24 protein-coding genes are annotated in these 26627 nt (G+C 34.5%); 23 read left to right on the plus strand and 1 reads right to left on the minus strand.

What is annotated here, in order from left to right:
* The first annotated feature begins 551 nt into the window (after nt 1–551).
* The 21 genes from HMPREF0381_RS06910 (at nt 552) to HMPREF0381_RS07005 (ending at nt 21850) form a co-directional block, all read left to right on the plus strand.
* The gene (locus HMPREF0381_RS06910) at nt 552–1559 is read left to right on the plus strand and encodes a hypothetical protein (protein ID WP_008751217.1); all 1008 of its coding nucleotides are present in this window, start codon (nt 552–554) and stop codon (nt 1557–1559) included.
* Nucleotides 1560–1740: 181 nt separating this feature from the next.
* Nucleotides 1741–2388 carry an RHS repeat domain-containing protein gene (locus HMPREF0381_RS06915; protein ID WP_008751218.1) on the plus strand — a complete coding sequence of 216 codons (648 nt, stop codon included), beginning with the start codon at nt 1741–1743 and terminating at the stop codon, nt 2386–2388.
* 7 nt (nt 2389–2395) lie between these two features.
* Complete coding sequence (locus tag HMPREF0381_RS06920) at nt 2396–2821, plus strand: hypothetical protein (protein ID WP_154647084.1); 426 nt, start codon at nt 2396–2398, stop codon at nt 2819–2821.
* Nucleotides 2822–2851: 30 nt separating this feature from the next.
* Nucleotides 2852–3298, plus strand: a complete 447-nt coding sequence (locus HMPREF0381_RS06925) for a hypothetical protein (protein WP_008751220.1) — start codon at nt 2852–2854, stop codon at nt 3296–3298.
* Nucleotides 3299–3642: 344 nt separating this feature from the next.
* The gene (locus HMPREF0381_RS14825) at nt 3643–3801 is read left to right on the plus strand and encodes a hypothetical protein (protein WP_154647085.1); all 159 of its coding nucleotides are present in this window, start codon (nt 3643–3645) and stop codon (nt 3799–3801) included.
* A gap of 139 nt (nt 3802–3940) precedes the next feature.
* Complete coding sequence (locus HMPREF0381_RS06930; protein ID WP_008751222.1) at nt 3941–4954, plus strand: hypothetical protein; 1014 nt, start codon at nt 3941–3943, stop codon at nt 4952–4954.
* A gap of 90 nt (nt 4955–5044) precedes the next feature.
* Nucleotides 5045–5242: a hypothetical protein gene (locus tag HMPREF0381_RS06935; protein ID WP_154647086.1), complete on the plus strand. Its 198-nt coding sequence runs from the start codon at nt 5045–5047 to the stop codon at nt 5240–5242.
* A gap of 15 nt (nt 5243–5257) precedes the next feature.
* The gene (locus HMPREF0381_RS06940) at nt 5258–5626 is read left to right on the plus strand and encodes a hypothetical protein (RefSeq protein ID WP_040461251.1); all 369 of its coding nucleotides are present in this window, start codon (nt 5258–5260) and stop codon (nt 5624–5626) included.
* Between the two features lie 68 nt (nt 5627–5694).
* Complete coding sequence (locus tag HMPREF0381_RS06945) at nt 5695–6708, plus strand: hypothetical protein (RefSeq protein WP_040461252.1); 1014 nt, start codon at nt 5695–5697, stop codon at nt 6706–6708.
* Between the two features lie 196 nt (nt 6709–6904).
* On the plus strand, nt 6905–7063 hold the full coding sequence (locus tag HMPREF0381_RS15370; RefSeq protein WP_242824403.1) for a hypothetical protein: 159 nt from the start codon (nt 6905–6907) through the stop codon (nt 7061–7063).
* Between the two features lie 3 nt (nt 7064–7066).
* Nucleotides 7067–7564, plus strand: a complete 498-nt coding sequence (locus HMPREF0381_RS06955; RefSeq protein ID WP_008751227.1) for a hypothetical protein — start codon at nt 7067–7069, stop codon at nt 7562–7564.
* A 306-nt stretch (nt 7565–7870) separates the two neighbouring features.
* Nucleotides 7871–8020 (plus strand): hypothetical protein, encoded by a 150-nt coding sequence (locus tag HMPREF0381_RS15010; protein WP_008751228.1) that lies wholly within the window; start codon nt 7871–7873, stop codon nt 8018–8020.
* Nucleotides 8021–9342: 1322 nt separating this feature from the next.
* Nucleotides 9343–10665, plus strand: a complete 1323-nt coding sequence (locus HMPREF0381_RS06970) for a replication-associated recombination protein A (protein WP_008751231.1) — start codon at nt 9343–9345, stop codon at nt 10663–10665.
* 5 nt (nt 10666–10670) lie between these two features.
* Nucleotides 10671–12410, plus strand: a complete 1740-nt coding sequence (gene rho / locus HMPREF0381_RS06975; protein ID WP_008751232.1) for a transcription termination factor Rho — start codon at nt 10671–10673, stop codon at nt 12408–12410.
* 65 nt (nt 12411–12475) lie between these two features.
* Nucleotides 12476–14389, plus strand: coding sequence for a DNA gyrase/topoisomerase IV subunit B (locus HMPREF0381_RS06980; protein WP_008751233.1), 1914 nt, complete (start codon nt 12476–12478; stop codon nt 14387–14389).
* A gap of 8 nt (nt 14390–14397) precedes the next feature.
* Nucleotides 14398–16635, plus strand: a complete 2238-nt coding sequence (locus tag HMPREF0381_RS06985; protein ID WP_008751234.1) for a DNA gyrase/topoisomerase IV subunit A — start codon at nt 14398–14400, stop codon at nt 16633–16635.
* Nucleotides 16636–16799: 164 nt separating this feature from the next.
* Entirely contained in the window at nt 16800–17885 is a 1086-nt protein-coding gene (asd, locus tag HMPREF0381_RS06990; protein ID WP_008751235.1) for an aspartate-semialdehyde dehydrogenase, read from the plus strand.
* The gene (locus HMPREF0381_RS14830; protein ID WP_154647087.1) at nt 17840–17977 is read left to right on the plus strand and encodes a hypothetical protein; all 138 of its coding nucleotides are present in this window, start codon (nt 17840–17842) and stop codon (nt 17975–17977) included. The genes asd and HMPREF0381_RS14830 overlap by 46 nt, the downstream gene beginning before the upstream one ends.
* 76 nt (nt 17978–18053) lie before the next feature.
* Complete coding sequence (locus HMPREF0381_RS06995; RefSeq protein WP_008751236.1) at nt 18054–19118, plus strand: aldose epimerase family protein; 1065 nt, start codon at nt 18054–18056, stop codon at nt 19116–19118.
* A gap of 44 nt (nt 19119–19162) precedes the next feature.
* The gene (locus tag HMPREF0381_RS07000; protein WP_008751237.1) at nt 19163–21148 is read left to right on the plus strand and encodes a DNA topoisomerase; all 1986 of its coding nucleotides are present in this window, start codon (nt 19163–19165) and stop codon (nt 21146–21148) included.
* Between the two features lie 3 nt (nt 21149–21151).
* Nucleotides 21152–21850 carry an LbetaH domain-containing protein gene (locus HMPREF0381_RS07005; protein ID WP_008751238.1) on the plus strand — a complete coding sequence of 233 codons (699 nt, stop codon included), beginning with the start codon at nt 21152–21154 and terminating at the stop codon, nt 21848–21850.
* Nucleotides 21851–21918: 68 nt separating this feature from the next.
* Here the strand turns inward: HMPREF0381_RS07005 and HMPREF0381_RS07010 are convergent, their stop codons facing one another.
* Entirely contained in the window at nt 21919–22785 is an 867-nt protein-coding gene (locus HMPREF0381_RS07010) for a PHP domain-containing protein (protein WP_008751239.1), read from the minus strand.
* A 203-nt stretch (nt 22786–22988) separates the two neighbouring features.
* Here HMPREF0381_RS07010 and HMPREF0381_RS07015 point away from each other — a divergent pair, with 203 nt between their 5' ends.
* Nucleotides 22989–24704 carry a VanW family protein gene (locus HMPREF0381_RS07015; RefSeq protein ID WP_008751240.1) on the plus strand — a complete coding sequence of 572 codons (1716 nt, stop codon included), beginning with the start codon at nt 22989–22991 and terminating at the stop codon, nt 24702–24704.
* A 17-nt stretch (nt 24705–24721) separates the two neighbouring features.
* Nucleotides 24722–26593 (plus strand): fructose-1,6-bisphosphatase, encoded by a 1872-nt coding sequence (locus HMPREF0381_RS07020; protein ID WP_008751241.1) that lies wholly within the window; start codon nt 24722–24724, stop codon nt 26591–26593.
* The last annotated feature ends 34 nt before the right edge of the window (nt 26594–26627 follow it).

A 26627-nucleotide genomic window follows, 5' to 3' on the forward strand; every position in this document is an offset into this window, starting at 1 on the left:
AAAGATAAAGCTTAATAAGTATACAAACATATTATTTTTTTTGTGGACAAGGAATAGAAAAAGTATATTGGCTAATATATATAATAATAATTACTGAAAGTGTCGCATTTATATTAGTGTGGATATCATACTTCTTAAATGTAGTATTTTTATATAAAATATTAATTAATTTGTACATACGAATATATTTATCCGGAATGGTTATTCTTGGTATAATAATTTTAAAAAAAAGAATAAAAGATTTTATAAGTGGTAAGAGCAGATAAAGCTAAGGAGAATGTAGTAAAATACAGTATATCTCCATAAGGTATGTAATATCTATTGATATAATAAAAGAGTATTATTAATCGGACTTTGCAATTTAAAGGAAGGTGTAAAGCTTGAGAAGTATGCCTATGGTATTTTGGAAAATTGGGCATATGAATACGATAAAAGAGTAAATCTTATCGGAATAACAGATATAAGAATAGATAAATATATTTTAATTCCATATGATTAGGAAATCCATAATAGCAAAAACTGTACAACCGTAGATTAAGAGGTATAGTAATATGAAGAAAATAGCAATAACAATACTTATATGTTTGATATCCCTTGGTAGTATATGGTTTCTGTATAAAAGATATATTGATTATCATATGATACAAACAGTAGAAAAACAACCTGATATAGTATTTTCTGCAGAATTTCACAGTGGAGATAAGGGAACATATAAATATAGTATTGGAAGGAAAGACCTTGAAAAAATTTCAGAGGATATTTTGCAAGAACTGTCATATAGTGAGAACTATGAAACTATTATTGCTGTAAAATGGGAGGATGACTTTCAAGGCTTGGTAGAACTTAATATGAAAGATTATACATATAATCCTATTATAGATTTGGAAACTTTAAATAACTGTGCCAAGGATATAGGTTTAGAAGAGATTAAATATAGCTCCTTTGATACATCTAATCTGCATATGCCAAAATACTTTAAGGACGGGTATACTTTCTTTTGGGGAGATTGGAGAGATGAACTCTGTTATATTGTCAAAGAAGATGGTGTTTGGAATATGTATATATTATATAGTTCTGACGGTAGGAATTATTGTTATTTTATTGAAGGTAGAGATTCGGAAGATTTATTGTTTGTGGAATCAGAAAAAAGTATGTCAAAATATAAAATTGAAAGCACTGATTATAAAAAATGTAAAGTGGTTGATGTAGAGAATATATTGCCTACCGAGAATGTGGGAGTACTTGATTTTGATGGGAATATAGATATGACATCTAATAGGAAGAAAATAGTCTATTATGATGCTCCGGAAATATGCATATATGATTGGAATATGAAGGAAAGGATGCGTGTTGTTAATCAAAATCTGTTGGAGAAGGAACTTTTAGATATTAAGTTTTCGCAGGATGAGAAGTATGTATTATATACAGTAGGAGATATTCCATTTTTTTGGTCAAGCGGATATAGAATGAGTTTTTTTATAGTTGATTTAAATACAGGAAATAAGATAAGAACGGTAAAATGGGAAAATGAAGACAGATTTTATGGAATTGATTGGTAGGTATGGCTGATACAATAGTTAAAATATCATTATTAGCTAATCTGCCTTATGCAAATTTAATGGAAAACAGAGATATAATAAGACAAATTCAGAATGCTTAGAATTATATTGTTTTAGAGGAAAGAGCAAAAATATTAGTATATGAAATGCTACAAGGGTTACAAGATACAAAATAAATCTTATGGGAAATATAGTGTCTGTTATAAATGCACTTGGATATGAAGAAATATTTTCATATGATCTTTTAGGAAGAGTGACAGGAAAGAAAGATAGAGAAGGTTATAATACAGCCTATTCCTACACAGAAGCCGGAGATATCAAAAATATTATATATAATGACGGGAAAAGTGTGGAGTACACCTACAACAGCTTAAGACAGTTAAGTCAGGTAAAGGAGGCACTTCGTACTATAAATAGAGAGAGTGATAAGTTTGGTAGATCCACAAAGGTTGTAGATTATCAGGGTAAGGAAGTAAATTATACTTATGGAAAGAATGGAGAAAGATTAAAAATCGCATATCCTAACGGGAAAAGTGTATCATATGAATATGACAAATATTTAAGGCTTACAAGCCTCACATCAGGTAATAAAAAGGTAAATTACTACCATGATAAAGAGGGAAGACTCATCAGAAAAGATATGCCGGATGATGTAAGCAGTATATATGAATATAATGAAAGAGAACCCTTAAGCAAACTTTATCATTTAAAGAAGAATGTAAAGCTTGAAGAGTACGCCTATGATTATGATCTTTTATGGAATAAAACGAGGAGATATTTTTATTATCCATGGATAACCACAGGCACTACTTGTGAACGAAGCTACTAATTCCTTTTTGACGATATTTGATAATGAAAAAGTTTTAAGTGGGAATGAAGGTATATCTATAAATGATTTGAAAAGGCTGGAAATGAAAAATCTAAATATTATGAGCTGTAATACGGGACATTTGAATCACAAGGATAATGTAACAACTAAATTTTTAAAAACACAAAATGCTATGGAAGTATATAGTTGGTATGGAAGTGTTGTTTACAATAAAATGTTTGGTTTTAGAGACATAGGATTTGGTGGATATGTGCCGGGGTTGGCAGGTAGTCAGAGATATTTTGAAGCTTGGGAAAAGCCGTATGAAAAACGTAAACTGTTTGGAAGAATAGTATATACATGGAATAAAGATAAGACGGATATAGTTGTCTCAACAGCATATGTAGGAGATAGAATACAATTAAAATATCCTATGTGCGACGGAATAGATTAGGAATAGTTTATAGGGAGGTACAAGATTTTGATGAAATGGTATATAGGGTTAGGTGTTATATGTATTTTATTAGTTATATGTGCTTATAATATGTATAAGGGATATGAGCAGAAAGATATAGAAATAGAAACCAGACTAATCAAGGTTTTCAATGAAAGTAAGTTAGGAAGAGAAAAGCATGGTTATGACTACATAGAAATACTAATGAGAACCGAGGAGGAACTTATGAAATATAAGAACTCATTTGGTTTTCTGCAAGATTTAGGCTATATAGACTGGGAAAAGGAATGTATTATTTTAACTTCATACCCTATTGAAAGATGTACATATAAAAGAAAAAATAGACATAATAAATACTATTTATTAGATATATTATATAAAAACAAAAATAGGGATATATATGTGTATATAATTACCGGGAAAAAATACATTAGATATGAAACAGCCGGGATGTATAAAGAAATGGAATTTAAGTGATTCCCATAAAAACTCATTGGTGAGCTTGAGTAAATGAAAAGTTTACTGAATCAAATGTAGAATTGTTTAGATTTTAGTTATAAGTTGATAGAATGTTACTTTAGGGATTAAAACATTATGATAATTAAAATTCAAATTATATGATTACCAATATTGATATACAAGGTAATAAAACAGGTTTTCTTATAATGAGGGAAAATTATTTACAGATGTAAAGGCTGCGATGGGAAATGAAAAGGAGTACATATATGATAAGGTAGGAGGACATTACTACAGAGGAAATCAGAGAAGATAATTATAATAGAGCAATATATTTCCCTATAAATAACGAATCCGGCAAGGCAATGGCTCAGTCAGCAAAGGATACTATTTTAGATATTAATGGAATAGGACGTGATGAAAAGGACTATCATGTGTTATTAAATAATTGTGATATGAATGCAAGGACATGGATGCAAGCAGGAGGTACCAATAGAAACAGGGGGACATATAGCACCAAATAATATATACAAGCACATGATAGGTGAAATAGATAAATGGGGAGATTGCTATGCAAATGTAAAATATGGAGATTTAAAAGAAATTTGGGATGAGATTCATAAGAGCAAAAACTGTACTACAGTAGATTAAGATGGGGTATTTATGAAGAAAAGAACAATAAAATTATTTCTTTTTATTATGTTCATAATATGTGTAGTTTGTCTATACAAGGTATATATCAACTATAAGATGATAAAAGAAATAATAAAACAGCCACCTATAGTGTTTTCAGCACGATTTAAAGATGGAGATAAAGGCACTTTTAAATATGATATACAGACCGGAAAAGCTGAAAAAATTTCGGATTATGCTTTTCAAGAATTATCCTATAGTAATGATTATGAAAAGATTGTTGGAGTGGTATGGGAAGACAGATTTCAGGGGTTGGCGGAGTTGGATATGAAACACTATACATTCAAGCCAATTATGGATTTAGAAGAATTAAATAAATGTGCTAAAGAAATAGGATTAGATGAGATTAAATACAATATGCCGGGAATTTCCAATATACATATGCCGCAGTTTTATAAAGACGGATATACGTTTTTTTGGAAAAATACAAATGATATAATTTGTTATGCTAACAAACAAAATGATATTTGTAAAATGAATGTATTATATAAATCTGAGCATGGAAATTATAGTTATCATATTAAAGAAAAAGACGATAAAGATATACTATTTTTAGAATCACGATATGAAGTTTATAGCCAAAAGATTGATAGACTATACATTAATAAAAATAATTTAGAAACATTTGGAAAAGAAGAATTATTAATTACTCCAAGAAAGAGTTTCAGCAGTTCAACCGGTAATATGGATATATCTAATGATATAAATAGGATTTCCTATTATGAGGAACCCAATATATATATTTACGATTTTGATACAAAGAATAGGAACTATGTTAACAGTCAGCATTTATTATGGCAGGATGTTGTATATATTAAGTTTTCACCGAATGAGAGATATATATTTTATGCAGTCGGAGATATCCCCTTTTTTTGGACAGATGGATATAGATTGATTTTTTACATAGTAGATATCAAGACAGGAAATAAAATACGATTGGATAAGTGGAAAAAGGGTGATATGTTTTACGGGATTGATTGGTAGTTAGCTTTAAATAAAAATCTTATTTATATTGCAAATAAAAAATACAAGCACTATATATTCTTGTTTTTTATTTATTTTATAAGTAAAAGTTTGCAAGAGAATATAATTGACGGGGCAATCTCAAGTGTTGTTTGGGGTATTTCAGCTGTAGCAGGTGGAACAATGCAAAAAGAGGTAAAAGAAAAACTCTATAAAAAACAAGAAGACAAAATAACTGAAAAATTAAGAGAAAAATTTGATAGATATATAACCGGACCAACAAAGTTAGGAAGTTGTTTTGTAGAATAGAAAGGGGAGACAAGAATGCCAAGTTTAACTATTGTAATTTTGACTACATTTTTATGTTATACAATGCAGTATATTTTTTGCTTTGTAGTAGATAAGACGGATATAGAAAAACATGAAAAAAAGATAAAACTTAATAAATATACTGAAAAATTGTTTTTTCTGTGGAATAGGAATGAAAAATTATATTGGTTGGTGTATATTATAATTATAAGTGAAAGTATACTTTTTATTGTGGTTTGGGTTCTTTATTTCCTAGGTGATATAAATATTTTTAGAAAATTTTTAAATATGTATGTAGGAATATGTTCAATATGTGATACGATACTTGTAATAAAGATTTTGATAAAAAGAGTAAAAGATTATATTATAAGTAAGAATAGATAAATATATTTTAGTGCCATATGAAGTCAAAACCCATAAGATTAAAGATTGTACTACTAAGGGGGAGTGTTATGAAGAAAAAAGCAATAAAAGCACTTGTATTTTTGATAATAATTGGGAGTATATATTGCCTTTATAATAAATATAACAATTATCAGATGTTGAAAGGAATAGATGTTAGTACGCCAATAGTATTTGCAGCAGAATTTGAAGACGGGAATAAAGGAACTTTTAAGTACAATATAAAAACCGGAGAATATAAAAAAATTTCAGACTATATATTTCAGGAATTATCTTATAGTGATAATTATGAAAAGATTATAGGCGTGATATGGGAGGACAGATTTCAGGGGATTGCAGAATTAGATATGAGAGATTATACATTTAAACCTGTTATATCACTTGACGAACTGAATAAATGTGTCAAAGAACTGGGCTTGACTGAAATTAATTATAATTATCCCGGAGTGACACAACTGCGTATGCCAAGATACTATAAAGATGGATATACATTTTTTTGGGGATATTATTCAACAGTTATTTGTTATATACAAAGGGAAAATAATAGTTGGGATATAGAAGCAATTAGTAACAGTAGATTTCGTGGCTATACATATTTCATAAAAAAGGAAGCAGGATTAGATTTACTGCTTTTAGAAACAGAGGAGAAATTGATGAGTCAAGAGAGTGGAAGAGGTACAATTATTGAAAAAACAATAGGGATGAATAATGAAAAAGGGATATTAGATATATATTTAACAGATGCTATAGATGCAAGTGGACTTATGGATGTAACTGATGATATGAGTAAGATTGCATATTATGAGGAGCCGGAAATATATATTTATGATTTAAACACAAAGAAAAAAAAGCATGTTGCAAATCAATATTTATTTTATAAATATATTCTTGACCTTAAGTTTTCACCTAATGGGAGATACATGTTGTACACAGTAGGTGATATTCCATTTTTTTGGGACGGGTGGTATAGAACAAAATTTTTTATAGTAGATATGAAAACCGGAAATAAAATAGGATTAACTAAATGGAAAAACGGAGACACATTTTATGGAATTGATTGGTAGTTGTAAGGTAAATAAAAATTAAGAGCCTACGAATATGACACCATATGTAGACTTGACTTAAGTTACTCAAAAATAGGAAAAGCAAGAAGCTACAATTATGACGAGCTTGGAAACAGGATAGGAATAAAAGAGTATGAAGATGAGCTTGGAAGTACAATTCGTCTTCTTGGGCAGGGAGGAGAAAGTCAAACTATATATGGATATGACGAATTCGGAGAAGATACCTATTGCACGCAGGGACAGATATGATAATGTAGCCGATACATATTTTGACCAGGAAAGAGAGTATGTGGCAGGGGGATTGAGCAAATTTTATTTACCCCTAATTGTGCCGAATAAAAAAAGAAAGTATTAAATTATGAAAGAAAATTTATTAATAAAAGGATTAATTAAAATGCTTAAAGGTTTTATTATACTGTTGTTAATAGTAGTTTTAATTATAATAATTTACCTCATTCCGGCTTGGATACCCGTTAAATATGCTATAAAAGAATATAATTTTAATGAATATAAAAATTATATTTTGGTTAAGGAGAATATCTATACCGGAGCCCCTTGGTTGAAATTAGGGGATGATAAGGGATTTTATAATAAAAATAACATTTATGAAGTTTGGCTGGAGGGAGAAAAGATTCCAATAATAACTTCTCCTACAGAGTCTGATAATATTTATTTATGTGAAGTGGATGAAAAAGTTGGTGAAGTTATTATTTATAATATGTCTTATGAAAAATTTAAAGTAATAAATTGGTATCCTGTGTATCCAATAAAACGAGAAACAGTTATTTTGCCGGGATGGCTTTACCCGGCCGGATTTCTTAATAAATATGATTTTGAAGCAGGAATACCTTGGTAAATGTATGATGAAAGAAAACTACTCAAAAAAAGCACATAAGGATTTTACTATCTTTTTAACAAAGAAGAAAGACTTGTTTGTACGGAAAGAAAAGACAAAGTAAAAGTAGTATTTTCTTATGATACACAAGGAAGGCTTTTGACTGTATTGATATATACCCTTAGAAATAAAAAGAGGAGACAGACTTGTAAGCAAGTATACCTATGATGCCTATGGAAACAGGGAATCACTAAAAAGGTCTAATGATTTAGAGATAGGTTATACTTATGATGCTCTGGACAGACTTATAAAAGAGGGAGGATTACTATGAAGGAAAGGATGTGTGTTGTTAATCAAAATCTGTTGGAGAAGGAACTTTTAGATATTAAGTTTTCGCAGGATGAGAAGCATGTATTATATACGGTAGGAGATATTCCATTTTTTTGGTCAAACGGATATAGAATGAGTTTTTTATAGTTGATTTAAATACAGGAAATAAGATAAGAACAGTAAAATGGGAAAATGGAGACAGATTTTACGGAATTGATTGGTAGGTATGGATGATACAACAGTTAAAATATCATTATTAGTGAATCTGTCCTATGCAAATTTAATAGAAAACAGAGAAATAATAAGACAAATTCAGAATGTTTAGAATTATAGTGTTAGAGGGAAGAGCAAAACATTGTATATGTACGGATTTAATCTTTTAAAGGAGGACAGGCAAAATTCTAATCTTAATAAGATTTGAATATATTTTTTGCAAAATAAAACCATAAAAAGAGGCAGTCAGGCAATACAAAGCTATGTATGGGACTTTAATGTTGCATATATGGAAGTAGGGATAGCATCGGGTAATCAGAAGAATATTAACTGAAAGAATGTATTAGTAGATACAGCATCAGGACTTGCAGTAGGAGCAATAGCAGGTAAAAAAAACAAAACAGTAATCTTTCAGATGAAGAACTGAAAGATAAGTTTAAAAAACATATAAATTCAGCTACTAAAAAGAGCAAATGCTTTACAGAATGGGAGAAATTTATGCCGGATATATTGACTTTATTATTAGGGACTTTTGCATTGTATATATTACTTTATGGGGGTTGTTGGAGTATAGATAAAACAGATATAGAAAAACATAATAGAAAGATAAAGCTTAATAAGTATACAAATATATTATTTTTTTTGTGGTCAAGGAATGAGAAAGTATATTGGTTAGTATATATACTTATAATTAGTGAAAGTATAGTATTTATATTATTGTGGATATTATATATAACTAATATAGAGCATATTTTTAAAATATTATTCAAAATGTATATATATATTTTTTTAGTAGGAGGACTTATTCTTTTAATAAAGGTTTTAAAAAAAAGAGTGAAAGATTTTATAAGTGGTAAGAACAGATAAACCTAAGGATAATGTAGTAAAATGATGGAGTACTTATGAAGAAAAGAACAATGAAATTATTTTTTTTATTATTTTCATAATGTGCGTAGTTTGTCTGTACAAGGTATATATCAACTATAAGATGATAAAAGAAATAATAAAGCAGCCGCCTATAGTGTTTTCAGCACGATTTAAAGATGGAGATAAAGGCACTTTTAAATATGATATACAGACAAAAAAGCTGAAAAAATTTCGGATTATGCTTTTCAAGAATTATAATATAGTAATGATCATGAAAAGTAGGGATAAAAATATAAAACATTTATACATCACCGCTGTGATTATAATAATATATTTGACAAATAAAAAAAATGTGGTAGAGTAAAGATAATAACCTGCATGGAGAAAGTATGGACTTATTTGATTATATGAAAGAAGTTAATGAAAAGGACAGTGCCCCGTTAGCTTCAAGGTTAAGACCTGATTCTTTGGATATGGTAGTAGGGCAGGAACATATTTTAGGCAAAGATAAATTCTTATATAGAGCGATAAAGGCTGATAAACTGAGTTCAATTATATTCTTTGGTCCTCCGGGATGTGGAAAAACAACGATAGCAAAGGTCATTGCAAATACCACCAAGTCAAATTTTAAGCAAATCAATGCTACCACAGCCGGGAAAAAAGAGATGGAAGAGGCGATTTCAGAAGCCAAAATATCAATTTCAATGTATAAGAAAAAAACGATTTTGTTTATTGATGAAATTCATAGATTTAATAAATCTCAACAAGACTACTTGTTACCCTTTGTAGAAGACGGTACAATAATACTCATCGGTGCAACTACAGAAAATCCGTTTTTTGAAGTAAATAAGGCTCTGATTTCAAGGTCGAGAGTATTGGAACTAAAGCCGATTTCATATAATGACATAGAATCCATTTTAAATAAGGCAATAAAAGATAAAGAGAGAGGAATGGGAAAGTATGAGTTAGATATTTCCGAAGAAGCTATAGAATTTATTTCTAAAAATGCAGACGGTGATGCAAGAAATGCATTGAATGCTTTAGAATTAGCAATTCTTACGACTGATATTTCAGCAGACGGTAAAATTCATATAGATATAAATATTATCAGTGAATGTATTCAAAAAAAAGTATTAAAATATGATAAGGACGGAAACGGTCATTATGATATTGTTTCCGCTTTTATAAAGAGTATGAGAGGCTCGGATCCGGATGCGACAATGTACTATTTAGCAAAAATGCTCTATGCGGGGGAAGATATAAAGTTTATTGCCAGAAGAATAGTCATATGTGCTGCTGAGGATGTGGGATTGGCGGATGCAAATGCATTATGCGTTGCGACCAATGCTTTCTTGGCAGTAGAAAGAGTTGGAATGCCTGAGGCAAGAATTATTTTGGCAGAGGCGGCAAACTATATTGCCGGCGCACCGAAGTCAAATGCCTCCTACTTAGCTATAAATTCGGCACTAAAATTTGTAAAAGAAAATGTTGATTATGAGGTGCCGAAACATATAAGAAATGTAAACTATGAAGGTGAAAGAGATATAGGGATAGGAGTGGGGTACAAGTATGCCCATGACTATCAAAATCATTATGTAAAACAGCAATATTTACCGGATGAAATAAAAGATACTGTCTTTTTAAATCTGACAGATATAGGATTTGAAAAAAACATCAAAGAATATTTAGAAAAAATAAAAAAAGAAAGTTGACAATTATGAAGGAGAAGTTACAAACTTTATCATTAGTACAGTTAAAGGAAATTGCAAGAGAACAGGGATTTAAGGGTGTTAGCAATTTAAACAAGGCAAATATAATAGATTTATTAGTAGAGTTTTCTGAAAACCAGAATAAACCTGCAGCAAAAAACGAAGGAGGTTCATCTGAAGTGGTAAACAGGGAGAATTCTTATCAGAGAGATAATTATCAGAACCAGAACAATTACTCAAACCAAAACAACTATTCCGGCCAAAATAATTATTTAAATCAAAATAGTTATTCAAACCAGAACAGGAATACATACCACAGTATACAGAGAAATAATGTTATGAATCAGAACAGAGCAACAGGATATAACAATTCGTATCAGCAAAGATACAATAATCAGCCCGGTAATAATCAGGGAAATACACCTAATTATTACAACAATCAGAATCAGTATGGTAATCAGTATTCAAATCAATACCAAAATCAGTATAACGGCAATCAGTATCAGAATCAGTACTCAAACCAGCAGGGCTATAGAAATGATTACTATGATTCACAGTATGGCAGATATCAAAGAGACAGGGACTACAGTACAGACTTAAGAGATCTTGACTCAGGTGAGGTGGCAGAGGGAATACTTGAAATTATGCCTGACGGTTTCGGCTTTATCAGATGTGAAAACTTTTTACCGGGTGACAATGACGTATATGTTGCACCTACACAGATAAAGAAATTCGGGCTGAGAACCGGAGATGTCGTATCGGGAGTGAAGAAGATAAGAACCGCTACAGAGAAGTTTGCGGCATTGTTATATATCAATACAGTAAACTCGGTATCACCTGAGGAACTGGAAAACAGACCGAATTTTGAGGATTTCACACCTGTATTTCCTGATGAAAGAATACATCTTGCAACTAATGAAACGACCTCTAAGGCTATGAGAATAGTGGACTTACTCTCACCGATAGGTAAGGGACAAAGAGGTATGATAGTTGCACAGCCAAAGGCAGGAAAGACCACTCTTTTGAAGGAGATAGCAAAGTCTGTTATAGTCAATGAGAAGGATATGCATCTTATTATTCTGCTTATTGATGAGAGACCTGAAGAGGTTACAGATATTAAGGAAGCGATAGTAGGTGATAATGTGGAGGTTATATATTCTACATTTGATGAGGTACCTGAAAGACATAAGAGGGTATCTGAGATGGTTATAGAAAGAGCAAAGAGACTTGTAGAGCAGGGTAAAGATGTAATGATACTTCTTGATTCTATTACAAGACTTGCAAGAGCCTATAATCTTACGGTTGCACCGAGCGGAAGGACACTTTCAGGCGGTCTTGATCCTGCCGCGCTTCATATGCCGAAACGATTCTTTGGAGCTGCCAGAAATATCAGAGAGGGCGGAAGCCTTACAATACTTGCTACAGCGCTGGTTGATACAGGCAGCAGAATGGATGATGTAGTCTTTGAAGAGTTTAAGGGTACAGGAAATATGGAAATTGTACTTAACAGGAAGCTTTCTGAAAAGAGAATATTCCCGGCAATAGATGTACTTAAGAGTTCTACAAGAAGAGATGATTTACTTCTTAGTGAGAGAGAGGCTTTGGCTGTAAACGCAATGAGAAAAGCTACCGAAAATATGAAACCGGAAGACAGTACGGAGCGTATTATACAAAAGTTTGATTCCACAGAAAATAATGAAGAACTTGTTGAAGATGTTATTGCACATATGGAAGATTACGAAGGTTAAGATATAGATTTTATGTAACAGTTTAGCATTGCTAGACTGTTACATTTTTGTAAAAGAGAGGTTTTATGCAGGACTATAATGCAGGCAGTATTACAGTGCTTGAAGGGCTTGAAGCGGTTAGAGTAAGACCGGGAATGTATATTGGAGGTGTAGGTGTCAAGGGACTAAATCACCTTATATATGAAATCATGGACAACTCTATTGATGAACATTTGGCAGGATATTGCAAAAATATATGGGTGACTTTGAATGCGGACGGTTCTTGTACTGTAAGGGATGACGGTAGAGGAATACCTGTAGAAATGCATCAAAAGGGTGTTTCTGCGGAGAGAGTAGTGCTGTCTACACTACATGCGGGAGGAAAATTTGATAATGAATCATATAAGACCAGTGGCGGGCTACATGGGGTAGGCTCATCAGTGGTCAATGCATTGTCAAGCTTTTTGGATATAAAAATATATCGCGGCAGATATATACATCATGACAGATATGAAAGGGGTGTACCTGTAATTGAGTTGAAAAAGGGGCTTTTGCCTACTGTAGGAAAGACAAAAGAAAGCGGTACAGAGATAACATTTTTGCCGGATGATACTATATTTGAGGTAACTAAATTTAGAGCCGACTGGCTAAAGTCAAGAATGCATGAGAGTGCATATCTGAATCCGGGGTTGATACTGCATTTTATAAACAAAAGGGAAAATGAGTATGAAGAAAAGATATACCATGAGCCTGAGGGTATAGTGGCATATGTAAAGGAGTTAAACAAGGGAAAAGAGGTGATGCATGCGCCAATATCATACAAGGGCGTATGTGATAATATTGAGGTCGAGGCGGCTATACAGTTTGTGGATGCTTTTGAAGAAAACATACTTGGGTTTTGTAACAATATATTTACACAGGAGGGCGGAACACATATAGTCGGTTTTAAGACAAAGTTTACAGGGCTTATAAATACCTATGCCAGAGAACTTGGAATATTAAAGGATAAGGACAGTAATTTTACGGGAGCGGATACCAGAAACGGTATGACTGCAATAGTAAGTATAAAGCATCCGGATCCGATGTTTGAAGGCCAGACAAAAACCAAGCTGGCTTCGGCGGATGCTACAAGAGCCGTGCTTACTGTGACCGGAGATGAACTTACAAGATACTTTGACAGAAATGTGGATGTGGTAAAGTCCATTATTTCCTGTGCGGAAAAGTCTGCAAAGATAAGAAAGGCTGAAGAGAGAGCAAAGACAAATATGCTCACAAAATCAAAGTTTTCTTTTGAGTCAAACGGTAAGCTTGCAAACTGTGAATCAAAAGATCCGAGCAAATGTGAGATATTCATTGTGGAGGGTGATTCGGCAGGAGGTTCGGCAAAGACTGCAAGAAACAGAAACTTTCAAGCTATCTTACCTATAAGAGGTAAGATTTTAAATGTAGAGAAGGCATCTATTGATAAGGTGCTTGCAAATGCCGAAATTAAGACCATGATAAATACCTTCGGTTGTGGATTTTCTGAAGGCTATGGCAATGATTTTGATATATCAAAGCTTCGCTATGACAAGATAATACTGATGACTGATGCAGATGTGGACGGAAGTCATATTGATACACTGCTTTTGACCTTCTTATACAGGTTTATGCCCGAGCTTATATATGACGGTCATGTATATATTGCTATGCCGCCACTGTTTAAGGTAGTGCCGAAAAGAGGAGAGGGAGTGTATCTCTATGATGAAAAGGCACTTGAGGATTATAGAAAAAAGCATAAGGACAATTTTACTCTGCAAAGATATAAGGGTCTGGGCGAGATGGATGCGGAGCAACTCTGGGAGACTACACTTGACCCTGAAAGAAGAGTGCTGAAAAAAGTGGAGATAGAAGATGCAAGACTTGCAAGTGAGATAACCGAACTTCTGATGGGTTCTGATGTGACCCCAAGAAGGAATTTTATACATGAACATGCAAGAGAAGCTGTGATTGACGCATAGGAGGAGATATGGCTGAGAAAATATTGCGAACGGAATATTCGGAAGAGATGCAAAAGTCTTATTTGGATTATTCTATGAGTGTTATCACTGCAAGGGCAATACCTGATGCCAGAGACGGACTGAAGCCTGTACAAAGAAGAGTTCTATATGATATGAGTGAACTTAAGATATTTAGTGACAGGCCGCATCGTAAGTCCGCCAGAATAGTCGGAGATACAATGGGTAAATATCACCCACATGGGGACAGCTCTATATATGAAACATTGGTAGTACTTAGTCAGGATTTCAAAAAAAGTATGGCTTTAATTGACGGACATGGAAACTTCGGCTCTATTGAGGGAGACGGTGCGGCGGCTATGAGATATACTGAGGCAAAGCTTGCAAGGTTTGCTGAAGAAGTATACTTAAAGGATCTTGATAAGACTGTAGAGTTTGTTTCAAACTATGATGAGACTGAAAAAGAGCCGGAGGTATTGCCTGTTAGAGTGCCGAATCTTTTAATAAACGGTGCGGAGGGTATTGCTGTCGGAATGTCCACATCCATACCTACTCACAATCTGTCTGAAGTATGTGACACATGTATTGCCTATATAAAAAACAGGGATATTGACACCGAAAAGTTGCTTGAGATCTTGCATGGGCCTGATTTTCCTACAGGAGGTATCATTGCCAATAAAAGGGATTTATTAGATATTTACAGTACCGGCAACGGTAAGCTAAAACTTAGAGGTAAAATAGAAGTAGAACTTGGAAGAAGAAAGAGTGACAAGGATAAGCTCATAATTTCCGAGATTCCATATACAATGATTGGCACAGGAATAAATAAACTTTTGGTAGATGTAGCAAATCTTGTGGAGACTAAGAAGCTTAGTGATGTGGTGGATATCAGCAATCAATCGGATAAGAACGGTACCAGAATAGTTCTGGAGTTGAAAAAGGATGCCGATATTGAAAAAATAAAAAATATTCTTTATAAAAAGACTAAACTTGAAGATACATTCGGTGTAAATATGCTGGCTATAGTTGAGGGCAGACCTGAGATACTCTCGTTGAGAGATATTTTAAAGAATTATATTGAATTCCAGTATAAGATTACTACAAAGAAGTACAATATACTTCTTAATAAGGAGCTTGAAAAAAAGGAAATTCAAGAAGGACTTATCCGGGCGGTAGATGTAATAGATCTGATAATTGCGATACTGCGCGGTTCAAAGAATCTTGCTCAGGCAAAAAAATGTCTTACATCAGGTGATACTACAGGAATCACTTTTAAAGTAAAGTCACTTGAAAAAGATGCAAAGAAGCTCTCATTTACTGACAAACAGGCACAGGCCGTCCTTGATATGAGACTTTATAAGCTTATAGGTCTGGAGATAGAAGCACTGTTAAAAGATAATGAGATTACTCTAAAGAATATAGCGGAATATAAGAATATCCTAAAAAATCACAAAAACATGGACAAACTCTTTATAAAGGATCTTGAAAAAATCAAAAAAGAGTTTGCCGTTCCAAGAAAGACTTATATAGAGGACGCAAAGGAAGCGGTATATGAGGAAGAAGTACTACCAAGTGAAGAAGTAATATTTGTGATGGACAGGTTCGGATACTGTAAGATTTTAGACAGGAATACTTTTGATAAGAATGCGGAGAATATAGAGACTGAGAATAAGTATGTATTTCCGGTAATGAATACCGACAGAATATGTATTTTTTCAAACAAGGGTATTTTATACAAACTTAAAGTAACAGACCTTCAGATTTCAAAACTTAAGGATAAAGGAACGCCTGTTGACAATCTGACAAAGTTTGACAGCAGTAACGAGAATATACTTTTGGCTGTGAGTGAGGACAATATACAAGGCTCATATATTTTGATGATTACAAAAAAAGGGTATGTAAAGAAAGTATCATTTGAGGAGTTTAAGACAAATAATAAACAGGTTGTATCAACGAAGTTGACAAATGATGATGTACTTGTCGGTGTAAATCTTTTGAGTGCAGGAATCAATACAGATATATTTGTTGTAAGTGATGCAAACTATATACTTAGATTCGATATTTCAGAGGTGAATGAGTTTAAAAAGAACACCAGAGGTGAGAAGGCAATGACTCTTGGTTACAATGAGTTTGTAGAAAATATGTATCTCTTATCTGATACAGGTATTGCAGAGGTTAACGGAAAAGAAGTAAATCTTTTGAAAGTAAGGCAAAGTCACAAAGGATATAAAGGACAAAAAATCAAGTAGACAATACATTATATGGCATATGTCTTTGAGAGGAGTACAAATGTGCGTGTATTGCGAAAAAGTGCTTGAAATATTATTCATGTTGTAATATGATTGCTTGCAGTTAAAAAAGTTGTTCAAAAGCCTTGAATTACTGTTATACAAAATAGATATGGAGAATTTTTATGGATAGAAAATTAAAAGTAGGAGTCCTTGGTGCTACAGGTATGGTAGGACAGAGATTTTTATCATTGCTTGAAAATCACCCATGGTATGAGGTGGTTGTAGTTGCAGCCAGCCCAAACAGTGCCGGCAAGAGGTATGAGGATGCTGTAGGCGGTCGCTGGAAAATGACTACACCGATGCCGAATGCATACAAGGATCTTATTGTAATGAATGTAAATGAGGTAGAGGCGGTGGCCGAGAAGGTGGATTTTGTATTTTCAGCAGTGGATATGACTAAGGATGAGATAAAGGCTATTGAGGAGGCATATGCCAAGACTGAGACTCCTGTAGTTTCAAACAACTCAGCACATCGCTGGACAAAGGATGTACCTATGGTAGTGCCTGAGATTAATCCGCAGCATTTTGCCGTAATTGAATCACAGAAGAAGAGACTTGGAACAAAGAGAGGCTTTATTGCTGTTAAGCCGAACTGTTCTATACAAAGCTATGCTCCTGTACTTAATGCATGGAAGGAGTTTGAACCGGAGGAGGTTGTTGTTACAACATATCAGGCTATTTCAGGTGCCGGAAAGACTTTTAAAGACTGGCCGGAGATGGAGGGAAATATCATTCCTTTTATCGGAGGTGAAGAAGAAAAAAGTGAGAAAGAGCCGCTTAGAATCTGGGGACATATTGAAGGTGACGAGATTGTGCCTGCAACTTCACCGAAGATTACTTGCCAATGTGTCAGAGTACCTGTACTTAACGGACATACGGCAGCAGTATTTGTAAGATTTAAAAATAAACCGTCTAAGGAAGAACTTATAAAGAAGCTTGTTGAGTACAAAGGTGAGCCTCAAGAACTTAATCTTCCGTCTGCACCGAAGCAGTTTATTCAGTATCTTACTGAGGATAACAGACCTCAGGTTTTGCTTGATGTGGATTTTGAGAACGGTATGGGAATTTCTGTAGGTAGACTTAGAGAGGATACGGTCTATGATTACAAGTTTATCGGACTTTCACACAATACTCTAAGAGGTGCGGCAGGCGGTGCTCTTCTATGTGCAGAGTATTTGACGGCAAAGAACTTTATAACAGCAAAATAAATTTTAAAATAATTTTATCAAAGGCATTTGCATGGCAGATGCCTTTTTTAGTGGACATAGTAATATTTACACTAAGTATTGCAAGAGATTAGAAAAATTTGTATAATATATTATAATGGCTGTCATCTAAGGCTGTGATGGCTTTTTCTTTGTAAAGAGAGGAAAATTATGGGTATTAAGACAACTGAATTTGGAAAAACAAAAGATGGTAAGATAGTGAATCTGTATACTCTTACAAATAAAAACGGGGTAAGTGCATCATTTAGCGATTTAGGAGGTACATGGGTTAGTATGTCGGTGCCTGATAAGGATGGAAACTTTAAGGATGTCTGCCTTGGATTTGACAGTGTTGCAGGCTATGAAAATAATAAACCGCATTTCGGTGCGATAATAGGCAGATATGCCAATCGCATAGAAAAAGGCAGGTTTGTCCTTGACGGTAAAGAATTCCGATTATCTCTAAATAACGGCACAAATTCATTACACTCGGGACCGAATTATTGGCATGACAGGATATGGGAAGCCGGGACATTTGAAGATGAAGACAGAGATATGGTTACGTTTATGATGATAAGTCCGGACGGGGATCAAGGCTTTGACGGAGAAGCAAGAATAAGTGTAAGTTATGTGCTTTCAGATGACAATGCACTTACAATAGGTTACAGCTTTGTATGTGATAAAAAGACTGCCGTAAATTTGACTAACCATAACTACTTTAATCTGGCAGGTGAAGACAGTGGGAATATTTACGACCAGGAGGTGGAGATATATGCAGACAGTTTTCTGCCATGTGATAAGAACTCCATACCTACCGGTGAGATAAGGAAAGTGGAAAATACTCCTATGGACTTTAGAAAGTATAGAAGGATAGGTGACGGTATAGACTCCGACTATGAGGCGACAGTTCAAGGCGGCGGCTATGACCATAACTGGATTGTCAATAATTATGACGGCAATTTGCGATTGATAGCAAAGGCAAGGGATAATATAAGTAAGAGAGTGATGGAAGTGTATACAGACCTGCCGGGAGTGCAGTTCTATACCGGAAATTTTTTGAACGGTGATTTGACGGGGAAAAACGGTGTACATTATAAAAAGAGAAACGGGTACTGCTTTGAGACACAGTTTTTTCCAAATGCTGTAAATATGCCTGAGTTTGTGCAACCGGTAGTAGACGAACTTGAGGAGTTTATCAGTGAAACCGTATACAAATTTAGTGTAGAAAAAAATTAGTAGAAAAATATTGGAAAACACCGGAAAATATTGGAAAAATATTAATGAAGAAACTTTTTATTACAGAAAAACCAAGTGTTGCAGCCGAGTTTGCAAAGGCACTTAAGGTACCTACAGGCAGGAAAAACGGATATTTGGAGGGGGACAGTGTAATAGTTACATGGTGTGTGGGGCATCTTATTACTATGAGCTATCCTGAAAAGTATGATGAGAAGTTTAGACGCTGGTCACTTGATACCCTGCCTTTTTTACCTAAAGAGTTTAAGTATGAAGTGATTGACGGGGTGAAAAAACAGTTTGAAACGGTATCAAGTCTTTTAAATAGAGAAGATATAGACACAATATATATCTGTACCGACTCGGGAAGAGAGGGTGAGTATATATACAGACTTGTAGATATGATGGCAAATGTCAAAGGTAAGGTGAGAAAGAGAGTTTGGATTGATTCTCAGACTGAAGAGGAGATACGCAGAGGTATAAAAGAGGCTAAGGATTGGTCATACTATGACAATCTTTCGGCAGCAGCCTTTCTTAGAGCTAAGGAAGACTATTTGATGGGTATCAATTTTTCAAGAATTCTTACACTCAAGTACAGTAGAAATGTGGCAAACTTTCTAAAGCTTGACAGAGCGGTCTTAAGTGTGGGAAGAGTGATGACCTGTGTTGTAGGAATGGTAGTCAACAGGGAAAGAGAGATAAGAAACTTTGTAAAGACACCTTTTTACAAGGTATCGGCAAGATGTAAAAATCAGGGTACGTTCATAGACGGCGAGTGGAAAGTGAATGAAAGGTCCAAGTACTTCAATTCCCCCATGCTTTATAAGGACAATGGTTTTAGGGAAAGAATATATGCACAAAAGCTGACAGAACATGTGGAGGAAGTTGCAAATACAAACGGCAGAGAGGCCATAGTGCTGTCAAATGATAAAAAGAAGGAAGTGAAGAATCCGCCGCTTTTATTTAATCTGGCTGAAGTGCAGAATGAATGTTCAAAGAGATTTAAGATAAGTCCTGATGAGACCTTGAAGATTATACAGGAGCTGTATGAAAAAAAGCTTGTTACTTATCCGAGAACCGATGCCAGAGTATTATCCGGTGCTGTAGCAAAGGAAATAGATAAAAATATCAAAGGACTTTGTAAATTTCCTTTGCTTGTAGATTTTGCAAATGATATACTTAACAAAGGTACATATAAGAATATATCTAAAACAAAGTATGTTAATGATAGTCAAATCACTGACCATTATGCTATAATACCTACCGGGTTTGGAAATATAAACTCATTAGGCAGATTACAGGCTTTGATATATGAGTTGATATGTAGAAGATTTCTTGCTATATTTTATCCGCCTGCCGTTTATCAAAAATTTGCAATCAAGTTTGGTATAGGGGATGAGATATTTATCACTAATATAAAGTTTTGTATTGAAAGAGGTTTTTTGGATGTAGTGAATCAGTTAAAGGAAGATGATGACGGCGTTGAAAATCAAAACTTTGAATATGTAAATATGGTTTCATCATTACGAAAGGGTTCAAAACTGATACTTGATTCTCTCAGTATAAAAGAAGGAGAGACGGTACCGCCAAAGAGATATTCTTCCGGATCCATTATACTTGCAATGGAAAATGCAGGTCAGCTTATAGAAGATGAAGACCTTAGAAGTCAGATAAAAGGAAACGGTATAGGTACTTCCGCTACAAGAGCGGATATTTTAAAAAAATTATTTGCAATAAAATATCTTGCTCTCAATAAAAAAACACAGATAATCACACCTACACTTTTCGGTGAAATCGTATATGAGGTAGTGAACTGCTCTATTTCACAGTTGCTAAACCCGGAACTTACAGCCAGCTGGGAAAAGGGACTGACGATGGTGTCAAACGGAGATATATCATCTGAGGAATATATGGTTAAGCTTGAAAGATTTGTAGGGATTAGATGTCTCAATGTGAAGCAGCTTAATAATCAATATAGTTTAAATGCCTTGTTTGAAAAGATTTCAAAAGAATATAAGGGCATGAAAGGATAGAAAATGAAGAAAATCGATGTAAAGACAAAAAAACTTTTGGATCTTGAGGAAACTGTTGCAAAGGAACTCTTTGAGAGATATACATATCCTTGGGAAGTCTTTAAGGATCTTGGAAGCTTCATAGAGGAAGTCGGTGCCACATTGCCTGATACGGAGTACTTAAAGATTGGAAAGAACATATGGGTACATCGTTCTGTAAAGATAATGCCGACTATAGCACTTGGAGGTCCTCTTATAATCTGCAAAGATGCAAGTATTCGTTCATGTGCATTTTTTAGAGGTAATGTAATTATCGGTGAGGGGGCTGTAGCAGGAAACTCATGTGAGTTTAAGAATGCTATACTTTTCAACAAGGCACAGGTTCCGCATTTCAGCTATGTTGGTGATTCTATAATCGGATACAAGGCACATCTGGGTGCTTCCGCCGTCACATCAAATCTTAAGAGTGATAAGTCGGATGTAGTGCTTCACTTGGAGGATGCCGAGTTTGAGACCGGGCTTAGAAAGCTTGGAGCAATAGTGGGCGATGAGGCTGAAGTAGGTTGCGGTTCTATCTTAAACCCTGGAACCGTTATCGGTAAGAATACTACAATCTATCCACTTTCAAGTGTAAGAGGTTGTGTGAACAAGGCATCTATCTATAAGAGTGCGGATGATATAGTTGCAAAGGCAAAGAAAAAACCTGTTGTAAATAAACTATAACAGAATTAATTATAAGATGTCTGAAATCTGCTACAGTATATTTGCAGCAGGTTTCAGACTTTTGGTATTTAGTATTTGTTTTGAGATAAAATATCTTCAAGTATTGTATAAGGAACTTTCAAATCACCATATCCGGTGCCTATATTCAGTCCGGGTTTGTGTGCACCATGAAAGTCACTTCCACCGGTTGGAAACAGATTATATTTTTTTGCAAGAAAGTTAAGCTTTTTCTTATCTTCATCTGAATGTGTGGAGTGATAAACCTCTATACCGTTTAGACCTGAATTTATTAAATGTGACAGCAGACTTTCCAGTTGTGTATCTGAAAATTTGTACTGAAACGGATGTGCCAGTGAAATAAAGAAATGATGTTTAGTCAAAAACTCCATACATCTTTTGGTTGTAATCTTTTTTACAGGAATATACTTTCCGCCATATTCAAGGTATTTTAAAAAGGCCTCCGAGGTATCGGCTACAATTCCCATCTTTATAAGAGCATCGGCAAAATGAGCTCTTGTTATCTGAGTATGCGGATTGCTGCCAATCAAATCATCCATAGAGATTATGATACCGTCTTTTTTGAATCTGTTTATTATTTCAGCATTTCTGTCAGCCCTTTCTCTTGCAAAAAATTCCAAGTCGGCCAATACCTCATCCTTAATATGAAGATTTTTTGCCGGAAAATTGTCAGGCAGCAGATAGCCCAAAATATGTATTTCTTTTGAGTTGTAGACACAACTCATCTCCACACCTGCAATTACAGGTAAATCAAGTTGAAGCCCCATTTTGAAACATTCCTCCACTCCGGCCATAGTGTCATGGTCGGTAAGTGCTATAGCTTTCATGTCGGCTGACTTTGCCAGCATTGCCACCTTTGAGGGAGAAAAGCTGCCGTCAGAAGCAGTTGAGTGTGTATGTAAATCAATATATTTCATAATTATCCTTTAAAATTTATTGTGGTTTAACATTTGTTACTGAAAGACCACAATCAGTCTAGCATAATAAAGCGTTTAAAGCAAATCTTGATTATTGTACCGGAATCGGTTTCTTGGTATAATTTAACTCAAGAACATAGCTTTTATTATAAAATAAAATATTATTGAGTGTAATTTTAACATTACATTCATAAGGAAATGAAATGTTTGAAAGACGAAAAAAAGAAAAAATGTCCGGTTCGGAGAGAGTGAGGGCGGCAAGGAAACGCTCACAGAGCGGCAGATATATAGCAGACATAAATATAAAAGGATTGGTTTTACTGATAGCGGTATTTATTATTTTGCTTGCAATTATACTGTTTTGCCTTCAAAAGGCGGTAAAAATAGTAAGTACATTCAGTGAAACAGGTACAGAAACGGTTACAGATATTGGAAGTGAGAAATTAAAAAAACAGATAAGCATTGATGAAGTAGATATAACGGGAATGAAGATTGCAGAGGCAAAAGGTGCTATAGAGAGATTCTATCCATGGAAAATGAAGTTGCATATAGATGAGAGTGACAGCCTGGAATTAAGTAATATACTGGATAAGAAGCTTGATAAGCTTTTGAATGAGATATATTCGGATATTGACAGTGCAAATACACATTATGATATAAGCTTTGATGAAAGTGACATAGAAGAGATGGTAAACGAGGCAAAGAAAAAGTGGGATATTCCTCCAATAAACGGATCTATATCAGGATTTAACAAGGATACAAAGAACTTTACCTATGCCGATGAAAGTGACGGCTTTTTAATAGATGAAAACAGGTTGAAAGAGGATTTGAAATCATTTGTAGACAGAAAGAATTTTCAGGCAGATATTACTGTTATAAGAAATAAAGTAAAACCGACTATAAGCGTTGATATGGCTAAGGAGAAATATAAGGTAATCGGTACATTTACAACAAAGACTACAGACAATAAGGACAGAAATATAAATATTTCACTTGCAGGTGAAGCATTGGACGGACTTATAATAAAGCCGGGCGAGGAGTTTTCATTCAATAATACTACAGGAAACAGAACGGAGGAGAGGGGATATAGACCTGCCGGTGCTTATGTGAACGGTGTTTTGGTGGAAGAACCCGGAGGCGGAGTATGTCAGGTCTCATCTACACTTTATAATGCAGTGATCTTTGCAGGACTTACAACCACAGAAAGACATGCACATTCCTATGAACCTACATATGTAACTCCGGGAGAAGATGCAATGGTCAGCTATGACGGATATGCGGGACCTGATATGAAATTTGTAAACACTTCCGATACTGCTATAGCAATACGTGCAGTACTTACAGGACAGACACTGACTTGCTCAATTATCGGAATTCCCATCTTAGAGGACGGTGTGAGTATAGAGATGAGATCAAAAAAAATTGCAGATCTTGACCCGCCTATGCCTGAATATATTGAGGACAAGAATTTAAAAGAAGGTAAAGAAGTGGTAATAAGTGAAGCAAAAAAAGGATCCAAGTGGGCTACTACTTATATTGTGAAAAAGAATGGAGCTGTAGTAAAGGAGGAGCCTTTTCATAATTCTACATATAAGGGCAAGCCGGCAAAAATAAAAGTAAATTCCGGAAGTGGTGAGACTGCAAAGAGTGATAAAGAGAGTGTTAAAACTGAAGAGAGTATTGAAACAAATTCAGGTGGAAGTTCTGTAACGGAGAGCTCAAGCCAAAAAGATGCTGAAAGTTCCAATAAGAAAAATACAGATACTGCAATAGAGAGTACAGTAGAGAAGGTACCTACAGAGGAAGAATCAAAATCTGAAAAAAGTATAAGGTCAAAAGAAAGTACTGAAGGAACTGTTGAGAAACTGACAACTGAGGCGGCTACTTATGAAGAGACAGTGCCTAAGTTGGAAAATTAAATATTATTGGGGGTATTATGCATAGAGAGAATGTAAAGTATCTAAAGCTACTTAAACAAAATTACGGGTCAAGTCAGGCAGTGATCAGAGAGATTATCAATCTGTCCGCCATCACAAATCTGCCAAAGGGAACAGAGTTTTTTTTGAGTGATATACATGGTGAATATGAAGCTTTTTTACATATAATGAATAATTGTTCAGGTGTAATAAAAGAAAAGGTTGATTTGATATTCACTGATACTTTGTCGGAGTTTGACAGACAGGAACTTTGTACTCTTATATACTATCCAAGTGAGAAGATGACTATGCTTGCTGAAACAGGTAAGATAGATGCCGACTGGTACTCTATGACATTGAATCATCTGATAATGCTTGCCAGGTTACTTTCACAAAAGTATACAAGATCAAAGGTTCGAAAAGCATTGCCGAAGGATTATGCATATATTATTGATGAGCTTTTGCATGCACAAAAGAATGAAGATACAAATAAAGTAAGTTATCATAGACATATTTTACAGACTATCATTGACTTGGAGGATGCGGATGAGTTCATTATAGCACTTTCAGCACTGATAAAGAGACTTGCAGTAGATCATTTGCATTTGGTGGGAGATGTCTTTGACAGAGGCGGACAGGCGGACAGGATAATGGATTTGCTTATGAAGTATCATTCCATGGATATTGAATGGGGCAATCACGATATTCTTTGGATGGGTGCGGCATGCGGTAATGACGCTTGTATCTGTAATGTTATCAGAAACAATCTGAAGTATGGAAATGTGGAAATTTTAGAGAACGGATATGGTATAAGCCTTAGACCGCTTATTACTTTTGGAATGAGTAAGTATGGGATAGAGGACGGTATACAAGCGGCACTTGCAGCTGTTAAGGTGATTCTTTTTAAAGTGGAAGGTCAGCTTATAAAAAGACATCCGGAGTATGAGATGGACAGCAGACTGCTTTTGGAACATATAAATATTGATAAGGGTACTGTGGCTATAGACGGTGTAGAGACAAAACTAAAGACAAATCTGTTTCCTACACTTGATATAAATGACCCGTATAAGTTGACTGATGAAGAAAATGATATTATACTGAAATTACATAGAAGTTTTGTTTCAGGTCAAAGATTGAACAAGCATATACAGTTTTTGTATGATAAGGGAAGTATGTACAATGTTTACAACAGAAACTTGATTTATCATGGTTGTGTGCCTGTGGATGAAAACGGTACATTTGATATGCTTTTTATAGACGGTAATTACTATCATGGCAAGTCTTTGTTTGATATATGTGATAAAAAGGCCAGAGCGGCTTATGCAGACAATCCAAGTATGGATGATGTAGACTTTATGTGGTTTCTGTGGGGTGGAGAAAAGTCACCGCTTTGCGGCAGAATGGTAAAGACTTTTGAGAGAGATTATGTGGCGGATAAGAGCTTTTGGAAAGAACCTTCCAATCCATATTACAGCAGATACTATGATGAAAGCTTCTGTTGTCAGATTCTACATGAATTCGGTCTATATGATGCACATTCTCATATAATAAATGGTCATACACCTGTTCATGCCATTGACGGTGAAGATCCTGTCAGAGCAAACGGAAGGCTGTTTGTAATAGATGGCGGATTTTGTCGTGCTATGAACAAGACTACAGGTATTGCAGGCTATACACTGATATTTAATTCACATGGACTTAGGCTGAAGGCACATACTCCTTTCACCTCCGTAGAGGATGCCCTGATAAACAATACAGATATAAAATCGGAGTCTGAGGTAATAGAAAAAGATACATATCGTATGTTTGTAAAGGATACGGATATCGGAAAACAGATGCTTGAGGATATAGCGGATCTTAAGATGCTGCTTGAGAATTATAGGAAGCTGTAAAGTGAAGTATTCAGTTAACAGTTACAGAGCATGA

The sequence above is a fragment of the Lachnoanaerobaculum saburreum DSM 3986 genome (assembly GCF_000185385.1).
GTDB lineage: Bacteria > Bacillota > Clostridia > Lachnospirales > Lachnospiraceae > Lachnoanaerobaculum > Lachnoanaerobaculum saburreum.

Coding starts and splice junctions, on each gene's coding strand:
- HMPREF0381_RS07020 (WP_008751241.1), top strand. CDS start 24,722: ATGCATAGAGAGAATGTAAAGTATCTAAAGCTACTTAAACAAAATTAC.
- HMPREF0381_RS15010 (WP_008751228.1), top strand. CDS start 7,871: ATGAAGGAAAGGATGTGTGTTGTTAATCAAAATCTGTTGGAGAAGGAA.
- HMPREF0381_RS06910 (WP_008751217.1), top strand. CDS start 552: ATGAAGAAAATAGCAATAACAATACTTATATGTTTGATATCCCTTGGT.
- HMPREF0381_RS15370 (WP_242824403.1), top strand. CDS start 6,905: ATGGATATGACGAATTCGGAGAAGATACCTATTGCACGCAGGGACAGA.
- HMPREF0381_RS06985 (WP_008751234.1), top strand. CDS start 14,398: ATGGCTGAGAAAATATTGCGAACGGAATATTCGGAAGAGATGCAAAAG.
- HMPREF0381_RS06940 (WP_040461251.1), top strand. CDS start 5,258: ATGCCAAGTTTAACTATTGTAATTTTGACTACATTTTTATGTTATACA.
- HMPREF0381_RS06970 (WP_008751231.1), top strand. CDS start 9,343: ATGGACTTATTTGATTATATGAAAGAAGTTAATGAAAAGGACAGTGCC.
- HMPREF0381_RS14825 (WP_154647085.1), top strand. CDS start 3,643: ATGGCTCAGTCAGCAAAGGATACTATTTTAGATATTAATGGAATAGGA.
- HMPREF0381_RS07000 (WP_008751237.1), top strand. CDS start 19,163: ATGAAGAAACTTTTTATTACAGAAAAACCAAGTGTTGCAGCCGAGTTT.
- HMPREF0381_RS06955 (WP_008751227.1), top strand. CDS start 7,067: ATGAAAGAAAATTTATTAATAAAAGGATTAATTAAAATGCTTAAAGGT.
- HMPREF0381_RS14830 (WP_154647087.1), top strand. CDS start 17,840: ATGTGCAGAGTATTTGACGGCAAAGAACTTTATAACAGCAAAATAAAT.
- HMPREF0381_RS06995 (WP_008751236.1), top strand. CDS start 18,054: ATGGGTATTAAGACAACTGAATTTGGAAAAACAAAAGATGGTAAGATA.
- HMPREF0381_RS06980 (WP_008751233.1), top strand. CDS start 12,476: ATGCAGGACTATAATGCAGGCAGTATTACAGTGCTTGAAGGGCTTGAA.
- HMPREF0381_RS07005 (WP_008751238.1), top strand. CDS start 21,152: ATGAAGAAAATCGATGTAAAGACAAAAAAACTTTTGGATCTTGAGGAA.
- HMPREF0381_RS06915 (WP_008751218.1), top strand. CDS start 1,741: ATGGGAAATATAGTGTCTGTTATAAATGCACTTGGATATGAAGAAATA.
- asd (WP_008751235.1), top strand. CDS start 16,800: ATGGATAGAAAATTAAAAGTAGGAGTCCTTGGTGCTACAGGTATGGTA.
- HMPREF0381_RS06945 (WP_040461252.1), top strand. CDS start 5,695: ATGAAGAAAAAAGCAATAAAAGCACTTGTATTTTTGATAATAATTGGG.
- HMPREF0381_RS07010 (WP_008751239.1), bottom strand. CDS start 22,785: ATGAAATATATTGATTTACATACACACTCAACTGCTTCTGACGGCAGC.
- rho (WP_008751232.1), top strand. CDS start 10,671: ATGAAGGAGAAGTTACAAACTTTATCATTAGTACAGTTAAAGGAAATT.
- HMPREF0381_RS06925 (WP_008751220.1), top strand. CDS start 2,852: ATGAAATGGTATATAGGGTTAGGTGTTATATGTATTTTATTAGTTATA.
- HMPREF0381_RS07015 (WP_008751240.1), top strand. CDS start 22,989: ATGTTTGAAAGACGAAAAAAAGAAAAAATGTCCGGTTCGGAGAGAGTG.
- HMPREF0381_RS06930 (WP_008751222.1), top strand. CDS start 3,941: ATGAAGAAAAGAACAATAAAATTATTTCTTTTTATTATGTTCATAATA.